The following is a 25,871-nucleotide window of genomic DNA, read 5'->3' on the forward strand; positions in this document are numbered from 1 at the left end:
GGCGCTCCGTGCCCCGAGGCCTCCGCTCGCTCGCCCTCGGCGTCCGCTCCCGTCTGCGCGACTCGTTCGCCACCGCCCGGTCCCGCCGCCGCGACCCGCGCCGCCGCTACAAGCGCACCGACGTCTCGGTGCAGCGCATCCGCCACGAGGACGTCTGGGCCCGGGTCAGCACCGTCGGCCGCACCGGCGAGCGCACCTTCGTCCTGGTCCCGGGCATCGGAGTCGCGGCCACGTACTTCGAGCGCCTCGCGCCCGCGCTCAACGAGTTCGGCCCCGTGCACGCCCTCGATCTGCCGGGCTTCGGCGGCGTCCCGCACCCGCCGCACGCGCGGCACATGAGCATCCCCGACTACGCCGCGCTCGTCGGTCGGGTGATCGACGAGCTGGGCCTCGTGGACCCGGTCGTCCTCGGCCACTCCATGGGCACGCAGGTCGTCGCCGAGCTGGCCGCCCAGCGCCCCGAGCTCACCACGATCGTGCTGCTGGGCCCCGTGATGAACCGGCACGAGCGCCGCGTCCCGATCGCCGGCCTCCGCTTCGCCCAGTCGAGCCTGCGCGAGCCCCGCCGGGTGGCCCTGCTCGCCGTCGGCGCCTACCTGCTCTGCGGCCCGCGCTGGTTCTCGCGCGTGCTGCCCGAGATGATGCACTACCCGATCGAGGACACGGTGCCGCGGATCCGCGCGTCCGCCCTCCTCATCCGCGGCGAGCACGACCGCCTCGTGCCGCCGGAGTGGATCGAGGAGCTGGCGGAGTCGATGCCGCACGCCCGCGCGTGGGAGATCCCCGGTGCCGCCCACTCCGTCATGCACGCGCACGCCGAAGAGGTGGCGAGGCTCTGCGTCGAGCACGCCCGCGCTCCGCAGCCCGATCGCGACGAGGCCGAGCTGAAGCGCTACCCCGACGCCGAGATCGACCGCTCCGAGGAGGACGCTCCGATCGCGGATCCGCTCGGCGCCGCCCGCGGCCGCGTGACCGAGCTCGTCGGCATCCTCACCGACGACGACTCGCTCATCGCCGAGGGCAAGACCCAGCACGCCGAGGCGACCGATCCGGCCGCCCTGCGCGACGACGCGTAGGGCCGCTCAGGACTCCTCGCCCACGATCTCCTCGCGGATCCGGCGCAGGTCCTCGGCGAGCGCCCCCACGAGGATCCAGTGCTCGGGGTGCGGCGTCGCGATCACCAGCGGTGCCGTCAGCGCGGGCAGCTCGTCGGTGATGACCTCCGGCTCCGGCACGTCGACCGCCGACTGCACGAGCAGCCGCAGGTCGTGCGCCGCCCGGTGCAGCTGCACCGCGATGTCGGCGATGGTGGGCTCGCGCACCAGCTCCACGTCGTAGAGGTCGTGCACGGTGCGGGTCATGCCGCGCACGCGCGTGACGATGCGGCCGAGCCGCGGAGTGACGGAGTCGAGCGCCTCGAGCCGATCGCGGTGGGCGGAGCGGCGCGGATTGAGACGGAGCGACTCCTCGCCCGTGACGATCGCCGCCTCCGCCTTCAGCTGCATCGTCTGCAGCAGCCGCGCGTTGATCAGCAGCTCGTCGAGGCGCCGCCGCCGCACCGGCGCCTGGAGGGCGTCGGCCAGGTCGTCGAGCGCCGCGGCGAGCTGCGCCGTGAGGTCGCCGACCGCCCTCTCGGCAGGCCCGAGCGCGACCGGCGGCACGAGGAGCCCGTTGACGACGACTCCGACCGCCGCGCCGATCAGCGTCTCGACGATGCGGTCGAACGCGTAGTTCGGAGTGACCGCGCCGACCGAGAGCACGAGCATCGCGCTGATCGGGATCTGCACCGCCGAGGCCGGCGTCAGCCGCACCGCCCAGCCCACCGCGATCGCGGCCACGATCGCGATCAGCACGATCACGCTCTCGCCGCCGAACAGCGTCCCGATCACCGAGCCCAGGACGACGCCCAGGATCACCCCGACGCTGCGCTCGAGCGCCTTCGCGAACGACTGGTTCACGCTCGGCGCGACGACGAGCAGCGCCGCGATCGCGCCGAACACGGGCAGCGTGCCGGGGAAGACCGCGGCCGCGATGCCCCAGGTGACGACGGTCGCGACGGCCGTCTTGACCAGCTGCAGCAGCGGCGGCCGGGTGGCCACGGTGAAGCTGGAGGTCAGGCGCATGCCCCCACGGTAGCGAGCGCGGCGGAGCGGACGCCGTGCCCGCTCAGCGCTCGTGCGCCGACTCCACGCTCGCGAGGACCGCGCGGAGCGAGCGCGCCGCCTCGGCCCGCTGCGCCGCGGGCACTCGCGCCAGCAGCTCGCGCTCGACCGCGAGCACCTCGGGGAACGCCCGGTCGATCAGCTCGACGCCGTCCTCGGTGAGCGCGATCAGCGCCCCCCGCCCGTCGGCCGGATTCGCCGACCGCGCGACGAGCCCGCGCTTCTCGAGCGCGTGCAGCCGCTTCGTGATCGCGGGAGCGGAGGCGAGCCCGATGGTCCGCAGTGCGCTCGGCGACCGCGGCTCCCCCGCCCGCCGCAGCGTCGTCAGCACGTCGAACTCGCCGCGGGTGAGCCCGTGGGCGGCGAGCCGCTCCTCCGTCGCCCGCACGACGAGCGCGGAGGCGCGGATCAGCCGGCCGATCACGTCGACCGCCTCGGTGTCGAGCTCGGGCCGCAGCGCCGCCCAGCCGTCGCGGATCTCGTCGACCGCGTCGCGCGCTGGACTCTCGAAGTGATTCACGAGTAAAGTATATCTGGTTCACCCGTGAACCACTTCCGGCCGGTGCCGCTCGGATCCGCCCGCCGACCCGAGGACGCCATGCCCACCACCCTGCTGCCACCGCTCCCCCACCCCAAGGAGCTCGTCACCCTCGGCCCGCACGCCGGCGCCCACCGCGTCGCGATCCGCGCCGGCGTCTCGATGGCCGTCCCCCTCCTCGTGCTCTGGGCCTTCGGGCGCACCGACCTCGCGCTCTACGCGACCTTCGGCGCCTTCACCGCCCTCTACGGCCGCCAGCACACCCACCGCCCGCGCCTGCGGATGCAGCTCTCGGCCGCCGCCTACCTCGTCACCGTGGTGACCGTCGGCACCGCCGTCGCTCTGTCGCCCGCCCGCGACTGGCTGATCATCCCCGTGGTGGTCGCGGTCGCCGTCGCCGCCGCGTACCTGAGCGACGCCCTGCACTGGCACCCGCCCGGCCCCCTCTTCCCGGTCTTCGCCGTGACAGCGTGCGCCTCGGTCCCCACCGATCCCGCCCGCATCCCGGAGGCGTTCCTCCTCTCGGCCGCGTCCGCCGCCTTCGCGCTCCTCATCGGAGTGGCCGGAGTGGCCTCACCCCGGGCCCGTCGCCTGCCGCCCACCCCGTGGCGCACCTCGTTCCGGGCGGCCGCCGCCCGCCCCTCGACCCGCGCCGCGATGCTCCGCTTCGGCGCCGTCGTCCTGGTCTCCGGAGCGATCCCCACCGCCACCGGCCTCGGCCACCCCTACTGGGCGATGGTCGCCGCCGTCGCCGCCGTCTCGGGCGCCGACACCGCCGCCCGCCTCGTCCGCGCGGGCCACCGGATGCTCGGCACCGTCGTCGGAGTCGCGATCGCCGCCGCCCTGCTCGCCCTCCCCCTGTCGCCGCTGGCCACGATCGCCGTCGTCGTCCTCCTCCAGGTCCTCGCCGAGCTCTTCGTCGGCCGCAACTACGGCCTGACACTCGCCTTCGTCACCCCGCTCGCGATCCTGATGGTCGAACTCGCCCACCGCACCGACGAACTCGTCCTCCTCCGCGACCGCGCCCTCGAGACCGCCATCGGCGTCGCCGTCGGCGTCGTCGCCACCCTGCTCACGCACGCGGCGTCCTCCCGCCGCCGCTGACGCCGCCCCTCGCCCGAACGTCAGCCAGAACCACCCGTCAGCCACGATCGTGGCTGAGCACCACTCCTGGCCGAGGTTCTGCGCGGGCCGCCGCCCGTAGAACCGCGTTCCACGACGATGAGCGCGGCGACTTCACGCGCCAGACCGTCATCCGCACTCGTGCGCGTCTAATCTGTTTGCATGCAAACACAGCTCACTGATCCGGCGTTTCTGACGCCGATCTACGGCCAGAGCGAAGCGGCAGGCATCATTCAGGCTCCTGCTTCATCGTTCGCACGATGGGCGCACGGGCATCGCTTCCCCCAGCGCACTGCAGGTGAGTGGGGGTGGAGCGCCCCTCTTCTCACGGGAGTGACCGACGGGCGCGGGCTGACGGTGCCGTTCGCGGCCCTCGCCGAAGGTTTCATCATCGAGTCCTTCCGTCGGGTCGGGCTTCCGATGGCCAGGATTCGACCGGCGATCGAAGTACTTCGGAAGGAGATCGGCCTCGAGCACGCTCTTCTCAGCGAGCGCCTCCAAACCGACGGCGCCGAGATCCTCTACCGGAACGGGGAGAACGAGCTGGTCGTCGTTCGCAATCACCAAGGCGTGTTCAACGAGGTGGTCGCCGAGTTCCTGCAGCACATCACCTACCGAGGGGGATTCGCTGAGGCCGTTCGCCTCCCCGCCTTCGAAGCGGTGGAGGTGGTCGTCGACCCGCATCGGAACGCCGGCCAGCCGACAGTCGATCGAATCGGCGTGCGCGTGGAGGACATCGTCAGTCGAGTTCGAGGTGGCGAGCCGATGGAGGATGTCGCCGACGATTTCGGACTCCGGCGTGCGGAAGTGAAGTCTCTGATCCTCAAGGCGGCGTGACGTGCCGGTGGCTCGCTTCCTCCTCGACAGATCGCTCGGCCAGAGAGCGCTTATTGCGAGGTTGCGCACCGCCGGATGGGACGCGCGCACGCTGGCCGAGGAATTCGGCGACCACCGGGCGCAGGGGATGCGGGATGAGGAGTGGATCAGTGAAGGGACCGACGCGGGGTTCGTCCTTCTTGCAAAGGATCACCGCATAGCCAGTCGGCCCCTGGAAGCGCAGTCCATCGCGCGGGTCTCCGCCCAAGTCGTGGTGTTCGCTCGCGGTGACCTGACAGCGGTGCGGATGGGCGATCTCTGCCTCGAGTTCGCCGACAGGATCCACGAGCTCGGCACCAAACCGGGACCGTACGTGTACTCCATCGCAGCTCACGGGCTCACTCGGAAGCGCCTCAACCTCTCGATATGAACCTCGCACCTGGAAAAGACGAAAGGCCCCCAGCTTCCGTGGAAGCGGGGGGCCTTCTCGTGGCGGTACCGGTGGGATTTGAACCCACGGTGGACGCAAGCCCACACATGTTTTCGAGACATGCTCCTTCGGCCGCTCGGACACGGTACCGGGGTCGATTGTACGCGACGCTCCCAAGTCGCGCCAATCGGCGCGGAGGCGAGGCGCCGGACGGTGGCCGCGAGCAGGGGCGGCTCAGACCGCCGCGGGCAGGAGGAACGACAGCACGCGGTCCCACTCCGAGACGGCCAGCAGGTGGCCGCGGCCCGGGACGACCTCGAGGCGGGAGTCGGCGAGGCGCGCCGCGTACCACTCGCCGTGCACGCGGCCGACCTCGGGATCCTCGGCGCCGTAGAGGAGGAGCGCGGGCGACGCGACCTGGTCGACCGCGAAGCCCCAGTCGAGGAGGGTGTAGCCGACGATGTCGGCGGCCATGCCGGTGGTGCCCTGCGCTGCGGCGCGCTCGAGCATGCGGAGGAGGCGGTCGCGGACGCCGGGTGCCTCGAGGAGCGGGGCGTCGGCGCCGGCCGTGCCGAGCATCCCGAGGAGGGCGGCCGGGTCGGGATCCGGGCCGAAGGCCTCGCCGAGCATCGTGCCGAGGGCGCGGACGGCGTCGGCAGGAGCGAGGGCGCGGAGCGACTCGAGCATCGCCCGGTTGTCGTCGCCGACCCACGGCACGGCGTCGTCGGGCGCCGGAGTCGCGAGGACGGCCAGGCGCTCCACGAGGCCGGGGTAGTTGGCCGAGAGGGCGAGCGCGACGCGGCCGCCGGCCGACCAGCCCGCCGCGGTGATGGAGGCGATGCCGATCGTGGCGAGGTACTCGGCGATGTCGGCTGCGGCCTGCTCGGGGGTGGCAGGGGCGCCCGCGCCGGCTTGGTCGAGGTCGTTCAGCAGCTCGGAGGCGCCGTAGCCGGGACGGTCGACCGAGAGCAGGCGCGCGCCGTGGCGCGCGGTCGCCTCGGGATCGGGGTCGAAGTCGGCCGATCCGGGAGCGGGATGCGCGAGCACGACGACGTGCTCGGCGTGCTCCGGCCCCGTCCAGGTGACGCCGAGCGCGCGGCCGGACTTGAGGTGGTGCACTGTCGACGACATGGGGTCAGTCTCGCGCAGACCTCCGACAGCGCGGGCTCGCCGCTCCACGAAGCGGCGCTTCTCCCCAGGCGTCGATCCCGCGCACTTCTCCCCGGGCCGGGCGCGCTGCGGACGAGTGTCGGCAGTGGCGGCTATCGTCGAAGACACGTTCGAAGGAACGCTCCGATGTCGGAGGCCGCTCGTAGCCTCGCAGACGCCGATCCACTCCCACCTCCACCCGCTCCGGAAGGACCTCATGGCCGCCTCGAAGACGCGCACCGCCGCCTACCGCTGCTCGGAGTGCGGTTGGACGACCGCGAAGTGGGTCGGCCGCTGCGGCGAGTGCCAGCAGTGGGGCACGGTCGTCGAGAGCACCGAGCGCACCGGGCTCGTGCGCGCCGTCGCCGCCGTCGCACCCTCGGCGAACCGCGTCGCCCGGCCGATCACCGAGATCCCGACCACTTCCGGCGCCCGCCACCGACCCACCGGCGTCGGCGAGCTCGATCGCGTGCTCGGCGGCGGCATCGTCTCGGGTGCCGTGGTCCTGCTCTCGGGCGAGCCGGGCGTCGGCAAGTCCACACTGCTGCTCGAGGTGGCCTCCCGCGCCGCCGCCGAGGGCCAGCGCGTCCTCTACGTCAGCGCCGAGGAGTCGGCCGCGCAGGTCCGCATGCGCGCCGAGCGCACCGGCGCGATGCACGACAGCCTCTACCTCGCCGCCGAGACCGACCTCGCGACGGTCCTCGGTCAGATCGACGAGGTGCAGCCCGACCTCCTCATCGTCGACTCGGTGCAGACCGTCGCGAGCGACACCGTCGACGGCCTGCCCGGCGGTCCGAGCCAGGTTCGCGAGGTCGCGGCCACGCTCATCCGGGTCTGCAAAGAGCGCGCGCTCCCCCTGGTGCTCGTCGGCCACGTCACGAAGGACGGCTCGATCGCCGGCCCGCGCCTGCTCGAGCACCTGGTCGACGTGGTCTGCCACTTCGAGGGCGACCGGCAGACGGCCCTGCGCTTCGTCCGCTCGCTCAAGAACCGGTTCGGCCCGACCGACGAGGTCGGCTGCTTCGAGATGACCGCCGAGGGCATCGCCGAGATCCCCGACCCGAGCGGGCTGTTCCTCTCGCGCACCCGCTTCCCCACCCCGGGCATCTGCGTCACGGTGGCGATGGAGGGCCGACGCGCCCTGCCCGTCGAGATCCAGGCGCTCGTCATCGCGAACGACGGCGAGCACCCGCGCCGCGTCACCAACGGAGTCGACGCCTCGCGCGTCGCGATGATCCTCGCCGTCCTCGAACGGCAGGCCGGCATCCCGCTGCGCCGGTGCGACGTCTACGTGTCGACGGTCGGCGGAGTGAAGCTGATGGAGCCCGCGGCCGATCTCGCCATCGCCGTCGCGATCGCCTCCGCCCACGCGTACACGCCGCTCCGGCCCGGCATCGCCGCGTTCGGCGAGATCAGCCTCTCCGGAGACATCCGCCCCGCCTCCGGAGCCAAGCAGCGCGCCAACGAGGCCACTCGGCTCGGCCACTCCTCGCACCTCGACTCCGGCGCCTTCACGCTCTCGAGCGCCATCACGCACGCCCTCGTGCCGGTGCCCACGCGCATCCCCGAGGGCCGCTCCGGCCCGCGATCGAGCATGCAGGGCGCCTGAGCTGGGCAGGTCCTAGACCCCGCCGCCTCCGCCACCCCCGCCACCGCCGCCCGAGCTGCCGCCGCCTCCGGCACCACCGCTCGACGAGCTCGTCGACGAGCCCACGAAGCTCGATGCCGACGACGAGAACGACGACACGCTGCTCGCGAACGCCGCCGCCTGGAATCCGCGCGATCCCGAGTACCAGACCGGATCCTCGCCCGCCTGCTCGTACGCCACCGACAGCGCCGTCGCCCACTCCGACTCCAGCCCCAGCAGCACCGCCCACGGCAGCAGCCGTTCGGTCACCTCCACGACCTCCACCGGCCCGAGCGTGCGGCGCTGCGCGCCCTCCGGCGACTGCAGAACGGCGAACCGGTCCGCCTCCGCCAGCTTCAGATACAGCTCCAGCCCGCGCAGATGATCGCGCAGCTCCGCCCCCGCCGCCGTCACGGGCACCTTCGCCAGCAGCACGCACACCAGCGCGCCGATCGCGATCGCCACCAGCACCAGGACGAACGGCAGCGCCCCGCCCAGCGACGCGGCGAGCAGACCCGCACCGCCGACCACCGCGACGATCACCGCCACGACCGTGGCCAGGATCAGCCAGACCGACCCGCGCACTGTGCCCGGCCGCCGCAGCCCCTCCTCCTCGGCCCGCTTGGGCAGCGTGCTCAGCAGAGCGGTGACCTCCTTGCCGAACGCCTTGTCCTTCTCGGCCAGATCGCGGACCGTGCCGGGCACCGGCGACGGACCGAACGCGATGTCCCGGAAGCGCTGCTCGTCGACCGCCAGCGGACGCGGCCGCCCGGCGCGCCGCAGCGACACCTCGGCCGGATCCAGTACCCGCAGGAGGAACGACGGCTTGCCCTTGCGCCCCTCGACCTCCTCGATCCGCGCGAACCGCCGCACCGCGGAGTCGACCAGCGCCGCCGCGGCGACCTTCGTGGTCTTCGACCGCAGCTGCGCCGACAGGAACAGCCCCTGCACCGGCGGCTCGTACTCGGCGATGATCGTCGGCCTGCCCGGTGCGTCCTTCAGCACCGTGGCACGCCGTCGCGCGGTGACAGCCAGCAGCACCAGCGACGCAGCCAGTCCGATCAGCTGCACCCACCCCCAGGCGGCCGCGAAGTAGCTGTCGTCGCGCGGGGTGAACGTGCCCGGCGCGAACCCGACCGCGATCGTGACGTTCTCCCCCGCCGCGAGATCGCTGCCGGAGGCGGTGACCACTCCGTCGCCCTCGTCGAGCACGCAGCCGTCCGTCGAGCCGGCGACGCCCCGGTAGCAGGACGCGGTCCCGGTCGCGGCCTCCGCGAGCCCCGGGCCCAGCTCCACCCGGATCCGGTAGTCGTCGAACGGCTGGCGCCAGGCGGTGCCGTTCGCGTCCCAGTAGAACTCGTCCTCTCCACTCGACGTCCCCGAGGCGGGCAGTGTCACGTTCCGCTGCGTGTAGGTGAACACGTAGGTCTGGCTGCCGCTGACGTAGTCGTCCGCGGCGCTCGTGACGATCAGGAAGCCGTCCTCCGACTCCGTGTCGACGGGCCGGGGCGCGCCGTCGCCGTCCGTCACCGAGACGAGATCGACGTCGGTCGGCCGCCCCTCGAACTCGAGCGGGATCGCCCGCTGCATCCCGCGGTTCTGGTTCGGCGGGAACTCGGCGACGAACGTCTCCTCCGTCGTCAAAATCGATCGGCCGTCGGCGTCGCGGTCGAGCACGAAGTCGGCCGAGTACTCCGAGAAGCGGAAGTCGTCCACTCCCGCTTTCAGCGCACCCGCGTCAGCGGCCGGAGCTGCGAGGAGCGCCGCGAGGAGCAGCCCACCGGCCGTGGCCGCGGACAGGACAGCGGAGAGAGTGGCCCTCATGTCCCCGAGCGTAGGCGCGGAACGTGGCGCGCCGCGTCCGCCGAGCGGGCGAGACGTTACCGCAGCAGGAACTGGGTGGTCGACCCGGACGGGATGCCCGCGATCGACACCGACAGCGCGTAGGCGGCACCCTCGCCGGCGACCGCCTCGCGTCCGCCGTCGCAGGTGTCCGGCGAGGAGCGGGTGCGATCCCAGGTGATCGGGCTCCCGGTCACCGTGCGGCCCGACTGCAGCAGCACGTCCAGGTCGGAGGCGCCGGTCTGGCAGTCGGTCGAGGACCAGATCGGGTCGGAGCCGCTCGTGATCGTGAAGACCTGCTGCGACGTCCCCGCGTTGATCACGCAGTCCGAGTTCGAGATGTTGGCGAGCGAGAGCGAGAGCTGCGGATTCTCGTCCGAGGAGTAGCTGGTCGAGTCCGTCACCGCCGTGACAGCGACCATGTCGGCGGTGCAGTCCGGCACGGCTCCCGAGGCCGACGGCATGGTGGAGGGGTAGAGCGTGGGCAGCGGAGTGCTCGACGGACCCGCGCCGTCGGCCGCCTCCCGCGATCCCGCCCACGGCTGGAGGGACAGCAGCGCGACCAGGCCCGCCACGATCACGAGGAGCGCCAGCAGCACACCGGCCCGGCGCCTGCGGTAGACCCGGGAGGGCAGGCGGCGGGGCGGCGGAGTCACCGGAACAGGCTACGACGCCGCAGCCGTCAGAGCGTCTTCAGCATCCGGGTGTTGCCGAGCGTGTTCGGCTTCACCCGGGCGAGGTCGAGGAACTCCGCGACACCCTCGTCGGGAGAGCGGAGCAGCTCGGCGTACACCTCGGGGTCGACGACCTTCTCGCCGATCGGCGAGTAGCCGTGGCGCTGGAAGAAGTCGACCTCGAAGGTCAGGCAGAACAAGCGCTTGAGCCCCAGTTCGCGGGCGTCGTTCTCGAGCCGCTCGAGAATGTGGTGGCCGACTCCGCGGCCCAGCCAGTCCTGCGTCACGGCGAGAGTGCGCACCTCCGCGATGTCGTCCCACATCACGTGCAGGGCGCCGCAGCCGATGGCGTTGCCCTCGCCGTCCTCCGCGATGCGGAACTCCTGCACGGCTCCGTAGAGCACCACTCGGTCCTTGCCCAGGAGGATCCGCTCGTTGACGAGGGGCTCGCTCAGCTCCTGGATGAAGGGGACGTCGCTCGTGCGCGCCCGGCGCACCGGGTACTTCCAATCGGCCATCGGACCAGCGTAGGGCCTGGCGGGAGCAGGGCCCGGTGAGCGCAGGGCCGAACGACGACGAGCCCGCCCCTCCGGAGGGAGGAACGGGCTCGTCGAGGTGGTGCGGGTTACGCCATCAGGTCGGGCGTCGCCGGGCCGGCGGTCGCCGCTCCGGTCGTCGCACCGGCGCTGATCGAGATGAGGCGCGGAGTCGTCGTGAAGACGAACTTGCCCTCGGCGAAGTCCACGTGGATGTGGTCTCCGGAGCCGAGCTGGCCGTGCAGGATCTGCTCGGACAGCTGGTCCTCGATCTCGCGCTGGATCGCGCGGCGGAGGGGGCGGGCACCGAGAGCCGGGTCGAACCCGACCTCGATGAGGCGCTCCTTCGCCGGCTGCGTCAGCTCGACCGTCATGTCGCGGTCGAGCAGGCGGTCGCTCAGGCGCTTGATGAACAGGTCCACGATCTGGAGCAGCTCGGGCTTGGACAGCTGCGGGAAGACGATGACGTCGTCCACGCGGTTGAGGAACTCGGGCTTGAAGTGCTTCTTGAGCTCCTCGTTGACCTTGCCCTTCATGCGGTCGTAGCCGGTGGCGTTGTCGCCCTCGATCTGGAAGCCGACCGGGCCGCCCGCGATGTCGCGCGCACCGAGGTTGGTGGTCATGATGATGACGGTGTTCTTGAAGTCGACCACCCGGCCCTGACCGTCGGTCAGGCGTCCCTCCTCCAGGATCTGGAGGAGCGAGTTGAAGATGTCGGGGTGCGCCTTCTCGATCTCGTCGAACAGGACCACGCTGAACGGCTTCCGGCGGACCTTCTCGGTGAGCTGGCCGCCCTCCTCGAAGCCGACGAACCCGGGAGGGGCGCCGAAGAGCCGCGAGACGGTGTGCTTCTCGCCGTACTCCGACATGTCGAGCGAGATCATCGCGTCCTCGTCGTCGAACAGGAACTCGGCGAGGGCCTTCGCGAGCTCCGTCTTGCCGACGCCCGTGGGGCCGGCGAAGATGAACGATCCGGAGGGGCGCTTGGGGTCCTTGAGGCCGGCACGGGTGCGGCGGATGGTGCGCGAGAGGGCCGCGATGGCCTCCTCCTGACCGATGACGCGCTGGTGCAGCGCCTTCTCCATGAAGACGAGCCGCGAGGACTCCTCCTCGGTCAGCTTGAACACCGGGATGCCGGTCGCCTGGGCGAGGACCTCGGCGATCAGGCCCTCGTCGACGACACCGGTCGCCTTGACGTCGCCCGACTTCCACTTCTTCTCCAGGCGCAGGCGCTCACCGAGCAGCTGCTTCTCCTCGTCGCGGAGCGACGCGGCCTTCTCGAAGTCCTGGTCCTCGATCGCGGCCTCCTTCGCGGCGCGGACGACGGCGATGCGGTCGTCGAAGTCGCGCAGCTCCGGCGGGGCCGACAGGATCGACAGGCGCAGGCGTGCGCCGGCCTCGTCGATCAGGTCGATGGCCTTGTCGGGCAGGAAGCGGTCGCTGATGTAGCGGTCGGCGAGGTTGGCGGCCGAGACGATCGCGCCGTCGGTGATGGACACCTTGTGGTGCGCCTCGTAGCGGTCGCGCAGGCCCTTGAGGATGTTGATCGTGTGAGGGAGCGACGGCTCCGCCACCTGGATCGGCTGGAAGCGGCGCTCGAGAGCGGCGTCCTTCTCGAAGTGCTTGCGGTACTCGTCGAGCGTGGTCGCGCCGATCGTCTGCAGCTCACCGCGGGCGAGCAGCGGCTTGAGGATCGAGGCGGCGTCGATCGCGCCCTCCGCGGCCCCTGCGCCGACGAGGGTGTGGATCTCGTCGATGAAGGTGATGATGTCGCCGCGGGTGCGGATCTCCTTCGTCACCTTCTTCAGGCGCTCCTCGAAGTCACCGCGGTAGCGGGAACCGGCGATGAGCGAGCCGAGGTCGAGCGTGTAGAGCTGCTTGTCCTTCAGCGTCTCGGGCACGTCGCCGCGCACGATCGCCTGGGCCAGACCCTCGACGACGGCGGTCTTGCCGACGCCGGGCTCGCCGATCAGCACGGGGTTGTTCTTGGAGCGGCGCGAGAGGATCTGCATCACGCGCTCGATCTCCTTCTCGCGCCCGATGACCGGGTCGAGCTTGTTGTCGCGCGCGGCCTGGGTCAGGTTGCGGCCGAACTGGTCGAGGATCTGCGAGCCGCCCTGGGGCTGCTGCTGCTCTCCTCCGACCGCGACCTGCTCCTTGCCCTGGTAGCCGGACAGAAGCTGGATGACCTGCTGGCGCACGCGGTTGAGGTCGGCGCCGAGCTTGACGAGCACCTGCGCGGCGACGCCCTCGCCCTCGCGGATGAGCCCGAGCAGGATGTGCTCGGTGCCGATGTAGTTGTGGCCGAGCTGCAGAGCCTCGCGCAGCGAGAGCTCGAGCACCTTCTTGGCGCGCGGCGTGAACGGGATGTGGCCCGTCGGCTGCTGCTGCCCCTGGCCGATGATGTCCTGGACCTGCTCGCGCACCGCGTCGAGCGAGATGCCGAGGGACTCGAGCGCCTTGGCGGCCACTCCCTCGCCCTCGTGGATCAGCCCGAGCAGGATGTGCTCGGTGCCGATGTAGTTGTGATTGAGCATCTTGGCCTCTTCCTGGGCCAGGACGACGACGCGCCGTGCGCGATCGGTGAATCTCTCGAACATGCTGTCACTCCCTACGGAACCCGCAGGGGTGGGCTCCGATAGGACGACTGTAACCAGCGCTCCCCCGGGTCGGACCCCCTGTTCGCCCTGGGCGTGCAGCCGATCACGCCCGGGGCCGCGGTCCATGCGCAGGCATACACTTCCCGCATGAGCAACCTGGAGAAGCACCCGGACGAGCACCCGGTGTCCTCCGCCCGCGGCGCGGCGGTCGGCTCCCCCGGCATCGAGGTCCTGGAGGCGCGGCTCGTGCCCCTCGGCGGCCCCCGCGCCATCGAGGTGCGCCGCACCCTCCCCCAGCGCTCGCGGTCGACCATCGGCGCCTGGTGCTTCGCCGACCACTACGGACCGGTGATGCTGGGCGAGGAGGCCGGGATGGACGTGCCCCCGCACCCGCACACGGGACTCCAGACGGTCAGCTGGCTGTTCGAGGGCGAGATCGACCACCGCGACAGCGTCGGGAGCCACCAGCTCGTGCGGCCGGGCGAGCTCAACCTGATGACCGCCGGCAGCGGCATCTCGCACTCCGAGGTCTCGACCGGAGGCGCTCCCGTGCTGCACGGCGTGCAGCTGTGGGTCGCCCTCCCCGAGAGCGCCCGGGCCGTCGATCCGTTCTTCGAGCACCACCGCGGTGTCCGCGTCGACCTGCCGGGCGCGGTGGTCCGCGTGTTCGTCGGAGGGATGCTGGGCGCGTCCGTGCCCGCGAGCACCTTCACTCCGCTCGTCGCCGCGCAGATCGACCTGGAGCCGGGGGCGTCGGTCGACCTGCCCGTCGACTCCGGCTGGGAGCACGGCGTGCTGGTCGACTCCGGCCCGGTCGTCGTCGAGAGGGTCGAGGTCGCTCGCGCGGATCTGGCCTACGTCGCGCCGGGACCCGCGACCCTGCGCCTGTCAGTGGGCGACGCAGGCGGCCGAGTGGTCCTGATCGGCGGCGAGCCCTTCGAGGAGGACCTCGTGATGTGGTGGAACTTCGTCGGCCGCCGTCACGACGACATCGCGACGGCGCGCGAGCGCTGGCAGGCCGACGTGATCGACGGAGGAGACCCCGCGGGTCCGTTCGGCACCGTCACCGGCTACGACGGCCGCGCCCTCCCGGCGCCGACCCTCCCGACGGTGCGGCTCAAGCCGCGCCGCCGGGTCTGATCTCGCCGGGCCGGACGCTCAGGACCCGGACGCTCAGGATCCGGACGCTCAGGACTCCGTCGCAGCGCTCGCCTTGTCGGCACCGCTCCGCTGCTCGCCGCTCTCCCGGCCGGCGCTCTCCGCTTCCTTCTGCGCCGCCTTCTCGGCCGCCGCCCGGTCGGTCGCCTCCGCCGACTCGCGGAAGGCACGGCGCGGATCCTGCGTCGCGCTCATCGGCGAGAGGTCGCGCGAGCCGATCGCGTCGACCACCCAGCCCGAGATGACGCGCCACTTGCGGTCGAGGGTCGGCATCGCCGCTCCGTGGTACGCCCGGTGGGCGAGCCAGGCGAGCGGACCCCGCAGCTTGACGCCCTTGATCACTCCCGCGCCCTTGCCGATGCCGTACTCGGCGACGGTGCCGACGGACGCGTGCCGGTACTCCTCGACGGTGCCGCCGGTGAGGTCGGCGACGATGTTCGCCGCGAGCAGCTTGGCCTGGCGGACCGCGTTCTGCGCGTTCGGCGGGTAGTACGCCGGCTGCTTCTCGGAGGTGAGATCCGGGATCTGCGCTCCGTCTCCGGCCGCCCACGCGCCGGGCACCGGAGTGCCGTCCTCGCGGATCACGCGCAGCCGCGCATCCGCCATCACGTGGCCGCGGGGGCCCCGGGGCGCGTCGGTGGCGTCGAGGACCGGGTTCGGCTTCACCCCGGCGGTCCAGACGATGGTCGCCGACGGGATCCGCTCGCCGCTCGAGAGCTCGACGACGCCGTCCTCGCAGGAGGGCATCGTGGTCTTCAGGTGCACGTGCACGCCGCGGGCGCGCAGGTGCTCGAGCGTCCACTTCGAGAGCTCGGGGCCGACCTCGGGGGCGACCCGGTCGAGCGCCTCGACGAGGTGCCAGGTCACGTCGCCCATCGAGAGCGAGGGCTGCGCGGCGAGCGTGCGGCGGCTGAGGTCCAGCAGCTCGCTCAGCGCCTCGACGCCCGTGTAGCCGCCGCCGACGAAGACGAAGGTGAGCAGCCGCCGGCGCTCCGCCGCATCGGTCGTGAGCGCCGCCCGCGCGATGTTCTCGATGACGCGGTCGCGCAGGTGGGCGGCCTCCTCGAGGGTCTTGAAGCCGATGCCGTGCTCGGCGAGCCCGGGCGTCGGGAAGGTGCGCGTGACGGCGCCCAGGGCGAACACCACCTGGTCGAAGGCGATCGTGCGCGTCGAGCCGTCGAGAGCGGCGACCTCGGCGCTGCGCTCCTCGAGGCTCACTCCGGTGATCGATCCGCGGATCACGCGGGTGCGCTTGAGGGCGGAGATCAGCGGGACGGTCACGTGCCGCGGCTGCACGTGCCCGCCGGCCACCTCGGGCAGCAGCGGCTGGTAGGTCATGTAGGGGTTGGGCTCGACGACCGTGACGTCGATCGGAGCGAGACCCCGGCGCTTCTCGAGCCCCCACGCCGTGTAGAGGCCGACGTAGCCGCCGCCGAGGATGAGGATGCGCGTGGTTCCGGATGCCGTCATGTCGGTCCCTTCTCGGACCCGGCGCGACGAGCGGCCGGGTGCAGCGGTGCGGAGGAGTGTCCGACGCTACGCCGAGGGTCTTCCGGCGGACAGGGCCTTGCGCCCGCGCGGCTGAGCGGCAAGAGTGCCGCCGGTCAGCCGACCGCGCGCTCCTCGTCGCGCAGGCGCCGGCGGTACTCGCTGGGCGAGAGCCCCGTCTGCGTGGCGATCGCCCGGCGCAGCCGCTCGGGCGAGGAGAACCCCGCCCGTCGGGCGATGTCGCTGAGCGGCAGGTCCTCCCCCTCGGGGCCGCCGACGATGCGGAGCGCGCTCTCGGTGCGCACCGTCGAGATGAGCTCCCGGAGCGTCGTGCCGCGCTCGTCGGCGATCGCCCGCTGCAGCGTGCGCAGGCTCACCCGGCAGCGGCGGGCGACGGTGCCGGGATCGAGGCCCGGATCGGTGTGGTCGGCCTGCACGACCCGCTCGGCCGCCTCGACCATGTCGTGGATCCCCATCCGCTCGAGCGACGGGTCGGACCGCTCGGAGTCGAGGACCCGGCCGAGGCGCTGCACGGCGTCCTTCAGGAACTCGGCCTGCACCCCGTGGCCGATGTCGAGGTCGGCGAGGAACACGCGCAGCAGCGAGCGCGCCGTGTCGGTGAGCGGCGACGCCGGGACGTACCGCGGCGGCTCCGGCCTCCGGGAGCGCTCGGCGGTCGGCACGGCGAGACGCAGGAGGAGCAGCCGGACGGGCCGGCGCGCGGACACGACGACCGGCACGTCCGACGACAGCGCGAGGACCCCCTCCGACACCGTGATCGTGCCTGCTGACGACTCGACGACGAGCTCCCCCTCCATCGGCAGGAGCAGGACGGTCGACGGCTCGACGATGCGGTCGCTCGGCCAGCGGACCACGAGCGGGCCGGTGACGATGTGCAGCGCCCGCACGCCGTCGACGCCGGCGAGGGCGAGATCCATCCGGAAGGCCAGGGGCAGGTCGACGTCGATGTCGGCCGCCCGGCGCAGCGCCGCGACGCCGTCGGTGCCGCGCAGCCGGACGGTGCGGGCGCCGGCGCCGATCGGGATGCTGGCGGGATTCTGCAGGACGGGGCGTGGGACCACGGTGGCGACTCCGATCGTGAGCACGGCCGCCGCGGAGGCGCCGTCTCTCGGAGCTTAGAAGAGGTGAGACTTGCTCGTCTCCGCCCAGAAAGGGGCACTGGGTGTCACTGCAGCGCGGAGGTCAGCCTCGCGAGGTTGTCGAGGATCGTCGAGCGCAGCGGCTGCCGGCGCCACTCGCGGAGGGTCAGCTCGCGCGAGTGCTCGCGGTAGTCCTGCTGGACCTGGCGCAGGTCCTCGACGAACTCGGCTCCGCGCACCATCAGCGACACCTCGAGGTTCAGCGTGAACGAGCGCATGTCCATGTTGCTCGAGCCGATCACGGCGACGTCGTCGTCGATGGTGAAGTGCTTCGCGTGCAGGATGGTCGGAGCGCGGTACATCCAGATCCGCACGCCGGCGGTCAGCAGCGTCTCGTAGTACGAGCGCTGCGCGTGGTAGACGACCGCCTGGTCCCCGATCTCGGACACGAACAGCTCGACGTGGATCCCCCGGCGCGTGGCCGTCGTGATGGCGTAGAGCATGGCCTCGTCCGGCACGAAGTACGGGCTCGTGATGATGATCGACTTCTGCGCCGAGTAGAGCAGGGTGAGGAACAGCCGCAGGTTGTTCTCTCCGTCGAACCCCGGCCCGCTCGGCACGACCTGGCAGTCGATGGTGTCGCGCTGCTGGAGCGCCTCCATCGGCTCGGACTCGCGCAGCAGCAGCTCGTCGGTCTCGCTGTACCAGTCGGTGATGAAGATGGCGTTGAGGCCCTGCACCACCGGACCCTCGAGCCGCACCATCAGATCGTGCCAGTGCAGGCCGCGGCGGATGTTGCCGCGCTTGTTGTAGCTGGAGTCGACGACGTTCTGCGAGCCCATGAAGGCCGCGTTGCCGTCGACGATCAGGAGCTTGCGGTGGTTGCGGAGGTCGGGGCGCTGGTACTGCCCGCGCCACGGGCGCACGGGGAGCATGTAGGACCAGTGCGCGCCGGCGTCGCGCAGGCGGCGCAGGCGGCGGTAGGTGCCCCCCGCGTAGCCGGGCACCCGGATCGACGCGATGTGGTCGAGCAGGATCCGCACCCGCACGCCGCGGGCGACGGCCCGGTCGAGCGCGTCGAAGAAGGGCTCGGTGGTCGCGTCGGCGGCGAGGATGTAGAACTCGCAGTGCACGTAGCGGCGCGCCCGGTCGATCTCGGCGGCCATCGCCCGGATCGTCTGCTCGTAGTCGCCTTGCAGCCGAGCGTCGTTGCCGCCGACCAGCGGCATGGCGCCGAGGTTGCGGTTGAGGGTCACGACCGACTCGAGCCACTGCGGCCACGGGTGGTTGCGGGCGACCCGGTCGATTCCCTCCGTCGACTCGAGGATGAACCGGTTGATCTCCTCCTGCTTTCGCCGGCGCTTGCGCGGCAGACGGTAGCTCCCGATGAAGAGGAAGAGCAGGATGCCGACGTAGGGGATCAGGAAGATCGCCATCAGCCAGGCGAGGCCGGTGGTCGGGCGGCGGTTGCGCGGCACGACGATGACGGCGACGACGCGCACCACGAGCTCCACGACGATCGCGCCGATCGCGAGGACGAGCGACCAGTCCGGTTGCGGCACCGCGTCTCCTCGCCGTTCGCGTGCAGGGGGTCGGCGACGGCGCGGGCTGAGCGCCGCTCCCCGATCCGGGGTCGGTCAGGACGGGTCGGTCAGGAGGCGTCGCGCGGAGGCAGGCCGCGGCGGGCGCGCTCCTTCGCCTCGATGCGGTCGTAGGCCCGGCGCTCGTTGCGGTCGGAGCGGATGAGCGCGCGCATGATGAACCAGAAGAGGAGACCGATGCTGACGGTCGGCAGAAGAGCCCACAGCCCCTGATTCCAGATCTCCCAGTCCATGCGGCGATCCTACCCGGGCGCACCGGAGCGGGCCTGGGGATGGCCGTGACGCGAGTGTCAGCCGCTCTCGACGGACTTGTTGAGGGCGGCCGCGTCGGCGTTCAGGCCCTCGAGCTCGGTGCGGAGCGCGTCGTACGCCGCGATGTCCGCGTCGATCGCGTCGCGCCGGGCGTCGATGGCCTCTCCGCGGGCCAGCAGATCGGCCCGGACGGCGTCGAACGCGGACTGCGAGGCGAAGTCGCCGCTGTCGGCGCGGGAGTTGAAGGAGTCGATCTCGGCGTTCAGGGCGTCGTACTCGGCGTTGTTCGCCTCGACCCGCGCCGTCAGGTCGACGTAGGACGCCTCGATCCGGGCGACCAGGTCGGTGATGCGGTTCTCGAGATCGGTGAAGACGGCCTCGTAGCGCGCGTTCAGCCCGACGACCACCGAGCGGTCCGTGAAGTACTGGGCGTAGTGCGCCTCGAGCGTCGGCGGCAGGTCGGCCGCCTCGGTGCCCAGGATGGAGTGCAGCTCGTTGACGCGCTCGCCCAGCCCGCCGGTGCGGTACAGCTCGAGCCGCTCGGCGACGGTGCCGCCCTCGGGCAGGGTCTCGTAGGCGGCCTCGAGCTGAGCGCCCAGCTCGCTCCTCTCGTCGTCGTCCAGACGGTCCCACGCCGCGTGCAGCATCTCGTGGGCCGCGGTGACGTCGCGGACGCCGTCGAGATCGGGGTTGTCGACGTCCGAGATGTAGATGTCGCTGCCGGTGTAGCAGCCGAGCACGATCTCGTCCGAGGCGCCGTAGCCGCACAGCTCGTTGAAGCCGGTGGTCGGCTCGACCGAGGGGTGCGAGGCGTAGTAGAGGGCTCGGCCGCGCGTGGACATGGCGGTCCGCTCCGCGAATCCGGCGATCACGGCGTCGGGCTCGAACGCCTCGGCCGCCTGGCGATCGGCGACGGCCGCTCCGAGGTCGCGGGAGTCGGCGAGGACGGACGCGGCGACCACCGTGCCCACCCCGAACTGCGCGACGGTGAGCACGCTCGCGACCGCGATCGCGACGATGCTGGATGCCCGGACCACGTCTCCCCCGTCCGGCCGCGAGGGCCGCCGTCGTGCTCGGCGGGGGCGGACCCGCCGTTCGTCCAGGCTACTTGACGAGCGGGAACAGGATCGTCTCGCGGATCCCGAGGCCGGTGATCGCCATCAGGAGCCGGTCGATGCCCATGCCCATGCCGCCCGTCGGCGGCATGCCGTGCTCGAGGGCGCGCAGGAAGTCCTCGTCCAGGCGCATCGCCTCGTCGTCGCCCGCGGCCGCCTGGCGCGCCTGCTCGACGAAGCGCTCGCGCTGCACGACCGGGTCGACGAGCTCGGAGTAGCCGGTGGCGAGCTCGAAGCCGCGGACGTAGAGGTCCCACTTCTCGACGACGCCCGGGACGGTGCGGTGCGCGCGCACGAGCGGCGAGGTGTCGACGGGGAAGTCGAGCACGAAGGTGGGACGGGTCAGCCCGCCCTTCACGAAGTGCTCCCACAGCTCCTCGACGTACTTGCCGTGCGTGGGCACGTGCACCTCGACGCCCTCGCGCTCGGCGAGGGTCTCGAGCTCGACGAGCGGGGTCTCGGGGGTGATCGCGATGCCGGCGGCCTGCGAGAGGCTCTCGTACATCGAGATGCGGTCCCACTCGCCGCCGAGGTCGAACTCGGTGCCGTCGGCCCAGGTGACCACGTGCGATCCCGCCACGGCGAGCGCCGCGTTCTGGATCAGCTCCTGCGTGAGATCGGCGATCGAGGTGTAGTCGCCGTAGGCCTGGTAGGCCTCGAGCATCGCGAACTCGGGCGAATGCGTGGAGTCGGCGCCCTCGTTGCGGAAGTTGCGGTTGATCTCGTAGACGCGGTCGATGCCTCCGACGACGGCCCGCTTGAGGTACAGCTCCGGGGCGATGCGCAGGTAGAGCTCGGTGTCGAACGCGTTCGAGTGCGTCGCGAACGGGCGGGCCGACGCTCCGCCGTGCATGACCTGCAGCATCGGCGTCTCGACCTCGAGGAAGCCGTGCGACGAGAAGGTGCTGCGGAGGGAGGCGTTGACCGCCGCGCGGGTGACGACTGTCTCGCGGGCCTGCGGACGCACGATCAGGTCGAGGTAGCGCTGGCGCATCCGGGTCTCGTCGCCGAGCTCGTTGTGCAGGTTCGGCAGCGGGAGGATCGCCTTCGCGGCGATGGTCCAGCTCGACACCCAGACGCTCAGCTCGCCGCGCTTGCTCGAGAGCACCTCGCCCTCGACGAACAGGTGGTCGCCCAGGTCGACGAGCTCCTTCCACGCGGCCAGCGACTCCTCGCCCACGTCGCCGAGCGAGACCATGGCCTGGATGCGCGCACCGTCGCCGGACTGCAGCGTCGCGAAGCAGAGCTTGCCCGTGTTGCGCTGGAAGACCACGCGGCCGGCGAGGCCGACCCGCTCGCCCGTGCGGACGTCGGGCTCGATGCCCTCGTGCCGCGCGCGGACCGCGGCGATGGTGTCGGTCACTCCGACCGCGACCGGGTAGGCGCCGCCGCCGAGGTCGTCGCCCGCGCGCTCGATCAGTCGCTCGCGCTTGGCGAGGCGCACGGCCTTCTGCTCGGACGCCTCCTCGGGGGAGAGCTCATCGGGGTTCACGAGGGTGTCGGCCATGTCGGGGCGCAGGTGCTTTCGGTCGGGGGCGGAGGGGCGCGATCAGGCGAGCAGGATCGGGCCGTTGTCGAGGAGCCGGGTGGATCCGACGATCGCGGCGACGAGCACGAGGGCCGGGCCGCGATGGTCGTCGTCGACCGGGAGGAGCGTCGCCGGGTTCACGACGACGAGGTAGTCCAGTTTAACCAGCGCCTCGCCCATCGCCGCCGACTGGGCGGCCGCGATCACGGCGTCGATCCCGCCGTCGGCCGCGGAGGCGGCGGCCTCGAGCACGTGCGGGACGGTGCGCGCGGCGCGGCGCTCGCGGGCGTCGAGGTAGCGGTTGCGGCTCGAGAGGGCGAGGCCGTCGTCCTCGCGGACCGTCTCGACGGCCTCGATCGCGACGGGCACGTCGAGGTCGCGCACCATGCGCCGCACGAGGAACAGCTGCTGCGCGTCCTTCTGACCGAAGAACGCGACGTCGGGCTGCACGATGTGCAGCAGCTTCGCGACCACGGTGAGCATGCCGTCGAAGTGGCCCGGGCGGGAGCGCCCCTCGTAGAGGGTGCCGACGTGCCCGGCGACGACGCGGGTCGACGTGGGTCCGTCCGGGTACATCTCCGCGACCGACGGGGCGAAGACGACGTCGACGCCCTCGGCCTCGAGCAGCGCGGTGTCGGCGGCGAGGTCGCGCGGGTAGCGGTCGAGGTCCTCCGTGGGGCCGAACTGCAGCGGATTCACGAACACGGACACGATGACGAGGTCGGCGCTCGCGCGCGCCGCGTCGACGAGCGCGAGATGGCCGTCGTGCAGGGCGCCCATCGTGGGGACGAGGGCGACGCGGGATCCGGCGCGACGCGCCTCCGCCACCCGCTCCCGGAGCGCGTCGATGCGTTCGATGGTGCTGATCACCCGACGATGCTACCGGCGGTGCCCGCGACCGCTTGCTGATCGAGCAGCCCGCGCAGCGGGCGTATCGAGATCCACCCGCGCCCGGACATCACGCTCGGAGGACGGGGGTCTCGATACGCCCCTACGGGGCTACTCGACCAGCAAGCTCTCGGCACCCCGCCTCCTCCTGCTGATCGAGTAGCCCGCGCAGCGGGCGTATCGAGATCCACCACAGCCGGACATCACCATCGGAGGACGTGGGTCTCGATACGCCCCTGCGGGGCTACTCGACCAGCAAGCTCTCGGCACCCCGCCTCCTCCTGCTGATCGAGTGGCCCGCGCAGCGGGCGTATCGAGATCCACCATCGCTGAGGTGGGGGGCGGTCAGCCGGCCGCGCGGCGGAGGGCGTCGTCGACGGAGGAGCGGACGAGGCTCGAGAGGAAGAAGCCCGGCTTCTCGACGCCGATGCCCGCCAGCAGGCCGGCGGCCTGGTCGACGATGGCGCTCGAGAACGTGGTGGCGGTCGAGACGGCCTCGGCGTAGGCGGCGCGGTCCGCCTCCGCCACGGTCACCGGCTCGCCGCCCATCTCGACGACGAGGGCCTGCGCGATCGGGAGGACGGGACCCGGTGCGGTGACCGCGAAGTAGGTCTCGACGAGTCGCGCGAGGTCGAGGCTCGTGCCGCTGAAGGCCATCGCGGGATGCACGGCGAGCGGGATCACTCCGGCCGCGAGAGCGGGGGCGAGGATCCCGAACCCGTGCTCGGGGGCCGTGTGCAGCACGAGCTGGCCCGGCTGCCAGACCCCCGCCGCGGCGAGCCCGGCGACCAGCGGCCCGAGCTCGGCGCCCGGAACCGCCAGCACGACGAGCTCGCTGCGCTCGACGAGCTCGGGGATCGCGAGGATCGGCGCCCCGGGCAGCAGAGCGTCGGCGCGCTCGCGGCCGGCCTCGCTCGTGGTCGCGACTCCGACGATCGCGTGGCCGGCTCCGGCGAGGGCGGCGCCCAGCACGGGGCCGACGCGGCCGGCTCCGATGATCCCGACGCCGAGGCGTCCGTCGCGGCGGGGCTCAGGCATACGGGTCTCCTTCGGGGGCGGGCCACGACGGGGCGGGCGCGGCGGCCGCGCGCCTCCCCCACAGGTGGCTGGCGTCGCGGTCGGCCGCGCGCACTCCCGCGTGAGCCAGAGCGTCGAAGAACGCGAGCCCGTCGGCCGCTCCCATCACGGGCACCATCGGAGTGACGGGGCCGGTGACCGTGTGCACGCGGGCCGAGGCGAGCCCCAGCAGGCGCTGGACCGGTCCCTGCTGGACGCCGATGCTCTGCATGCGCGCGAGCGGCACGACGGCGACGCGCCGCCAGACGGCTCCGCTGCGCAGGATCACCACGTCGTCGGTCAGCCGGTAGCCGGTGCGGCGCCACGAGAACGGGCGGAGCCACGCCGCGGCGCGGGGCGCCCGGGTGAACCCGGCGGCGTCGCGGTGCCTCAGGGCGTCGCCGACGGGAGTGGCCTCGGCGCCCTCCGCGGCGCCCGGCAGCAGCAGGCCGAGCACCTTCTCGACGTCGCTCAGCGCACCGACCGGGAGGATCGTCGTGTTCGGCTGTCCGTTCGCCCCCTGGGACGCGGCGTGGCCGGCGCGGTCGATCTTCACCTGCCACCAGCCGAAGGGCCGCCAGAGCAGCGGCTGGGTGATCTCGACCGCGTGGACGCGGCCGGGCGGCAGGGTGTCACTGCTGGTCGAGAAGACTCCGTAGCCGACGCGCACGCCGTCGGGGGTGGCAGCGATCGAGTAGCGCAGCGAGCGCACGAACTGGCGCACGTAGTAGCTGCCGGAGCCGAGCAGGCCCGGCAGGATCGCGATCAGCACGTAGGGCGAGCCGTAGACCGCGACGAGCACCACCGCCACGATCGACGCCGCCAGGAACAGGGTGAACCCGCTGAAGACGAGCGATCCCAGCAGTCGGCCGGGCGGGATCGACACGATCGACTCCGGGGGCGTGCCGTCGTCGTCCGTCCCGCCGAACTCCTCCAGACGGCGCGCGAGGAACCCGCCGGCCGGCGCCTCCCCCGGGGCGCCCGCCTCGCGTTCGCGGACACCGGAGGCGAGCCGCAGGATGTCGCGGCGGAGCGCATCCACCAGGCGCGAGCCGAGGTACGAGAGCTGCACGTTGGCGTCCTGACCCGCGACGCCGACCTCGAGCTTCGCGGCGCCCAGGATCCGGGCGACGAGCGGGCGCTGCACGGCGATCCCCTGGATGCGGTCCAGGCGCGCGCGGCGGTTCGTGCGGAACAGCACGCCCGAGCGCACCTCCACGACCTCCTCGGTGATGCGGAAGGTGTGCATCCGCCACGACAGCCAGAAGGCGAAGACCGCGACGCCGAGTCCGACCGCCACCGCGAGGAGCGCCCAGCCGATCAGTCCCCGGTTCACGAGCTGGTCGACGGGGTCGCCGCTCTCGTACTCGCCGGCACCGGGCAGGAACAGCTCGACGAGGCGCTCGCGCAGGTTCGTGATCAGGATGCCCAGCACGACGATCAGGCCGATGCCGCCCTTGAGGACGGGCGTCGCCGGGTGGAGGCGGTGCCACTCCCCGTCGGCGAGGTCGGTCTCGATGCCGCGGACCGCTCGCTCGGGAGCGTCGCTCACAGCCCGGCCCGGCGCGACTCGGCGAGCGCGACGAGGCTGTCGCGCAGCTGCTCCGCGTCGGCCTCGGCCAGGCCGGGGATGCTCACTCCGGTCGCCGCGGCCGCGGTCACGAAGCGCAGGTCGGCGAGGCCGAGTGCCCGGGCGAGCGGTCCGCGGTTGACGTCGATGAGCTGCATCCTGCCGTAGGGCACGGACACGAAGCGCTGGAACATGATGCCGCGGCGGAAGAGCAGGTCGTCCTCGCGGAGGAGGTAGCCGTACGCCCGGGCGCGACGCGGCGCCACGATGAGGAGGGTCAGCGCGAGCGCGGCGGCGGCGAGGAGGGCGATCCACGCCCAGCCCACTCCGACGAGCCACAGCACGACGGGCACGGCGAGCAGCACCACACTCGAGACGACGGCCGACACGATCTCGACCGCGATGTAGCGGGGCGAGACGCGGCGCCAGTCACCGGTGAGCTCGAGGCGGGTCCCGAGGGCGCTCGGCGCGGCCTGCGCCGCCGGCGGCTCGGCCCGCGTCGCGAGCGGCTCGTCCTGCGGGAGCGGCTGCGGCTCCGCGCGCTCCCGGCGCGCCTCCTCCTCGAGCCGCGCCTCGCGGCGGGACTGCGGCTGCTGCGGCTCGTCCGTCATGATCACGT

At 72.3% G+C, this 25,871-nt stretch carries 23 protein-coding genes and 1 tRNA gene; 6 read left to right on the top strand and 18 right to left on the bottom strand.

Annotated elements, in window-relative coordinates; genetic code table 11:
• Nucleotides 1–8 precede the first annotated feature (8 nt).
• On the top strand, nt 9–1,076 hold the full coding sequence (locus tag ASF46_RS14780; RefSeq protein WP_157602561.1) for an alpha/beta fold hydrolase: 1,068 nt from the start codon (nt 9–11) through the stop codon (nt 1,074–1,076).
• A 6-nt stretch (nt 1,077–1,082) separates the two neighbouring features.
• On the opposite strand, the gene ASF46_RS14785 is transcribed toward ASF46_RS14780, so the two are convergent.
• Together ASF46_RS14785 and ASF46_RS14790 are read right to left on the bottom strand one after the other, a co-directional pair.
• Nucleotides 1,083–2,123 carry an FUSC family protein gene (locus tag ASF46_RS14785; protein ID WP_056868257.1) on the bottom strand — a complete coding sequence of 347 codons (1,041 nt, stop codon included), beginning with the start codon at nt 2,121–2,123 and terminating at the stop codon, nt 1,083–1,085.
• Between the two features lie 43 nt (nt 2,124–2,166).
• Nucleotides 2,167–2,682, bottom strand: coding sequence for a MarR family winged helix-turn-helix transcriptional regulator (locus ASF46_RS14790; RefSeq protein WP_056868258.1), 516 nt, complete (start codon nt 2,680–2,682; stop codon nt 2,167–2,169).
• Between the two features lie 24 nt (nt 2,683–2,706).
• On the opposite strand from ASF46_RS14790, the gene ASF46_RS14795 reads away from it, so the two are divergent.
• The 3 genes from ASF46_RS14795 (at nt 2,707) to ASF46_RS14805 (ending at nt 5,068) form a co-directional block, all read left to right on the top strand.
• Nucleotides 2,707–3,804 (top strand): FUSC family protein, encoded by a 1,098-nt coding sequence (locus ASF46_RS14795; protein ID WP_082485529.1) that lies wholly within the window; start codon nt 2,707–2,709, stop codon nt 3,802–3,804.
• Between the two features lie 180 nt (nt 3,805–3,984).
• Nucleotides 3,985–4,659 (top strand): DUF433 domain-containing protein, encoded by a 675-nt coding sequence (locus tag ASF46_RS14800; RefSeq protein WP_082485530.1) that lies wholly within the window; start codon nt 3,985–3,987, stop codon nt 4,657–4,659.
• A gap of 1 nt (nt 4,660) precedes the next feature.
• Nucleotides 4,661–5,068: a hypothetical protein gene (locus ASF46_RS14805; protein ID WP_056868260.1), complete on the top strand. Its 408-nt coding sequence runs from the start codon at nt 4,661–4,663 to the stop codon at nt 5,066–5,068.
• 60 nt (nt 5,069–5,128) lie between these two features.
• On the opposite strand, the gene ASF46_RS14810 is transcribed toward ASF46_RS14805, so the two are convergent.
• Nucleotides 5,129–5,218 (bottom strand) — tRNA-Ser (locus ASF46_RS14810).
• A gap of 84 nt (nt 5,219–5,302) precedes the next feature.
• Nucleotides 5,303–6,199 carry an alpha/beta fold hydrolase gene (locus tag ASF46_RS14815; protein WP_056868261.1) on the bottom strand — a complete coding sequence of 299 codons (897 nt, stop codon included), beginning with the start codon at nt 6,197–6,199 and terminating at the stop codon, nt 5,303–5,305.
• Nucleotides 6,200–6,434: 235 nt separating this feature from the next.
• On the opposite strand from ASF46_RS14815, the gene radA reads away from it, so the two are divergent.
• Nucleotides 6,435–7,826 (top strand): DNA repair protein RadA, encoded by a 1,392-nt coding sequence (radA, locus tag ASF46_RS14820; RefSeq protein WP_082481152.1) that lies wholly within the window; start codon nt 6,435–6,437, stop codon nt 7,824–7,826.
• Nucleotides 7,827–7,838: 12 nt separating this feature from the next.
• Here the strand turns inward: radA and ASF46_RS14825 are convergent, their stop codons facing one another.
• The 4 genes from ASF46_RS14825 to ASF46_RS14840 form a co-directional block, all read right to left on the bottom strand.
• Nucleotides 7,839–9,668: a DUF2207 family protein gene (locus tag ASF46_RS14825; protein ID WP_082485532.1), complete on the bottom strand. Its 1,830-nt coding sequence runs from the start codon at nt 9,666–9,668 to the stop codon at nt 7,839–7,841.
• A 56-nt stretch (nt 9,669–9,724) separates the two neighbouring features.
• Nucleotides 9,725–10,342, bottom strand: coding sequence for a hypothetical protein (locus ASF46_RS14830; protein WP_056868263.1), 618 nt, complete (start codon nt 10,340–10,342; stop codon nt 9,725–9,727).
• A gap of 26 nt (nt 10,343–10,368) precedes the next feature.
• Nucleotides 10,369–10,878 (bottom strand): amino-acid N-acetyltransferase, encoded by a 510-nt coding sequence (locus tag ASF46_RS14835; RefSeq protein WP_056868264.1) that lies wholly within the window; start codon nt 10,876–10,878, stop codon nt 10,369–10,371.
• Between the two features lie 107 nt (nt 10,879–10,985).
• Nucleotides 10,986–13,496: an ATP-dependent Clp protease ATP-binding subunit gene (locus ASF46_RS14840; protein ID WP_055789859.1), complete on the bottom strand. Its 2,511-nt coding sequence runs from the start codon at nt 13,494–13,496 to the stop codon at nt 10,986–10,988.
• A gap of 147 nt (nt 13,497–13,643) precedes the next feature.
• On the opposite strand from ASF46_RS14840, the gene ASF46_RS14845 reads away from it, so the two are divergent.
• Nucleotides 13,644–14,636, top strand: coding sequence for a pirin family protein (locus ASF46_RS14845; RefSeq protein ID WP_056868265.1), 993 nt, complete (start codon nt 13,644–13,646; stop codon nt 14,634–14,636).
• Between the two features lie 48 nt (nt 14,637–14,684).
• Here the strand turns inward: ASF46_RS14845 and ASF46_RS14850 are convergent, their stop codons facing one another.
• The 10 genes from ASF46_RS14850 to ASF46_RS14895 all read right to left on the bottom strand — a co-directional run bounded on the left by ASF46_RS14850 (nt 14,685) and on the right by ASF46_RS14895 (nt 25,863).
• Entirely contained in the window at nt 14,685–16,124 is a 1,440-nt protein-coding gene (locus tag ASF46_RS14850; protein WP_082485533.1) for an NAD(P)/FAD-dependent oxidoreductase, read from the bottom strand.
• A 134-nt stretch (nt 16,125–16,258) separates the two neighbouring features.
• Nucleotides 16,259–17,224, bottom strand: a complete 966-nt coding sequence (locus tag ASF46_RS14855; RefSeq protein ID WP_157602567.1) for an AraC family transcriptional regulator — start codon at nt 17,222–17,224, stop codon at nt 16,259–16,261.
• Between the two features lie 104 nt (nt 17,225–17,328).
• Nucleotides 17,329–18,804, bottom strand: coding sequence for a cardiolipin synthase (gene cls, locus ASF46_RS14860; RefSeq protein WP_056868267.1), 1,476 nt, complete (start codon nt 18,802–18,804; stop codon nt 17,329–17,331).
• 89 nt (nt 18,805–18,893) lie between these two features.
• Nucleotides 18,894–19,076 (bottom strand): hypothetical protein, encoded by a 183-nt coding sequence (locus ASF46_RS14865; RefSeq protein ID WP_055789846.1) that lies wholly within the window; start codon nt 19,074–19,076, stop codon nt 18,894–18,896.
• A gap of 57 nt (nt 19,077–19,133) precedes the next feature.
• Complete coding sequence (locus ASF46_RS14870) at nt 19,134–20,132, bottom strand: hypothetical protein (protein WP_056868268.1); 999 nt, start codon at nt 20,130–20,132, stop codon at nt 19,134–19,136.
• A gap of 67 nt (nt 20,133–20,199) precedes the next feature.
• Nucleotides 20,200–21,717 (bottom strand): lysine--tRNA ligase, encoded by a 1,518-nt coding sequence (lysS, locus tag ASF46_RS14875; RefSeq protein WP_056868269.1) that lies wholly within the window; start codon nt 21,715–21,717, stop codon nt 20,200–20,202.
• 42 nt (nt 21,718–21,759) lie between these two features.
• Nucleotides 21,760–22,608 carry a pantoate--beta-alanine ligase gene (gene panC / locus ASF46_RS14880; RefSeq protein WP_056868270.1) on the bottom strand — a complete coding sequence of 283 codons (849 nt, stop codon included), beginning with the start codon at nt 22,606–22,608 and terminating at the stop codon, nt 21,760–21,762.
• Between the two features lie 363 nt (nt 22,609–22,971).
• Nucleotides 22,972–23,664, bottom strand: a complete 693-nt coding sequence (locus ASF46_RS14885; protein WP_056868271.1) for a Rossmann-like and DUF2520 domain-containing protein — start codon at nt 23,662–23,664, stop codon at nt 22,972–22,974.
• Nucleotides 23,657–25,234 carry a PH domain-containing protein gene (locus ASF46_RS14890; protein ID WP_056868272.1) on the bottom strand — a complete coding sequence of 526 codons (1,578 nt, stop codon included), beginning with the start codon at nt 25,232–25,234 and terminating at the stop codon, nt 23,657–23,659. Before ASF46_RS14890 ends, ASF46_RS14885 begins: the two co-directional genes overlap by 8 nt.
• Complete coding sequence (locus tag ASF46_RS14895; protein ID WP_082485613.1) at nt 25,231–25,863, bottom strand: PH domain-containing protein; 633 nt, start codon at nt 25,861–25,863, stop codon at nt 25,231–25,233. Before ASF46_RS14895 ends, ASF46_RS14890 begins: the two co-directional genes overlap by 4 nt.
• Nucleotides 25,864–25,871: the final 8 nt, after the last annotated feature.

Source organism: Rathayibacter sp. Leaf296 (genome assembly GCF_001423045.1).
GTDB lineage: Bacteria > Actinomycetota > Actinomycetes > Actinomycetales > Microbacteriaceae > Rathayibacter > Rathayibacter caricis.

Coding starts and splice junctions, on each gene's coding strand:
- lysS (WP_056868269.1), bottom strand. CDS start 21,717: ATGGCCGACACCCTCGTGAACCCCGATGAGCTCTCCCCCGAGGAGGCG.
- ASF46_RS14825 (WP_082485532.1), bottom strand. CDS start 9,668: ATGAGGGCCACTCTCTCCGCTGTCCTGTCCGCGGCCACGGCCGGTGGG.
- ASF46_RS14895 (WP_082485613.1), bottom strand. CDS start 25,863: ATGACGGACGAGCCGCAGCAGCCGCAGTCCCGCCGCGAGGCGCGGCTC.
- ASF46_RS14840 (WP_055789859.1), bottom strand. CDS start 13,496: ATGTTCGAGAGATTCACCGATCGCGCACGGCGCGTCGTCGTCCTGGCC.
- ASF46_RS14885 (WP_056868271.1), bottom strand. CDS start 23,664: ATGCCTGAGCCCCGCCGCGACGGACGCCTCGGCGTCGGGATCATCGGA.
- radA (WP_082481152.1), top strand. CDS start 6,435: ATGGCCGCCTCGAAGACGCGCACCGCCGCCTACCGCTGCTCGGAGTGC.
- ASF46_RS14800 (WP_082485530.1), top strand. CDS start 3,985: ATGCAAACACAGCTCACTGATCCGGCGTTTCTGACGCCGATCTACGGC.
- ASF46_RS14865 (WP_055789846.1), bottom strand. CDS start 19,076: ATGGACTGGGAGATCTGGAATCAGGGGCTGTGGGCTCTTCTGCCGACC.
- ASF46_RS14815 (WP_056868261.1), bottom strand. CDS start 6,199: ATGTCGTCGACAGTGCACCACCTCAAGTCCGGCCGCGCGCTCGGCGTC.
- ASF46_RS14845 (WP_056868265.1), top strand. CDS start 13,644: ATGAGCAACCTGGAGAAGCACCCGGACGAGCACCCGGTGTCCTCCGCC.
- ASF46_RS14785 (WP_056868257.1), bottom strand. CDS start 2,123: ATGCGCCTGACCTCCAGCTTCACCGTGGCCACCCGGCCGCCGCTGCTG.
- ASF46_RS14850 (WP_082485533.1), bottom strand. CDS start 16,124: ATGACGGCATCCGGAACCACGCGCATCCTCATCCTCGGCGGCGGCTAC.
- ASF46_RS14835 (WP_056868264.1), bottom strand. CDS start 10,878: ATGGCCGATTGGAAGTACCCGGTGCGCCGGGCGCGCACGAGCGACGTC.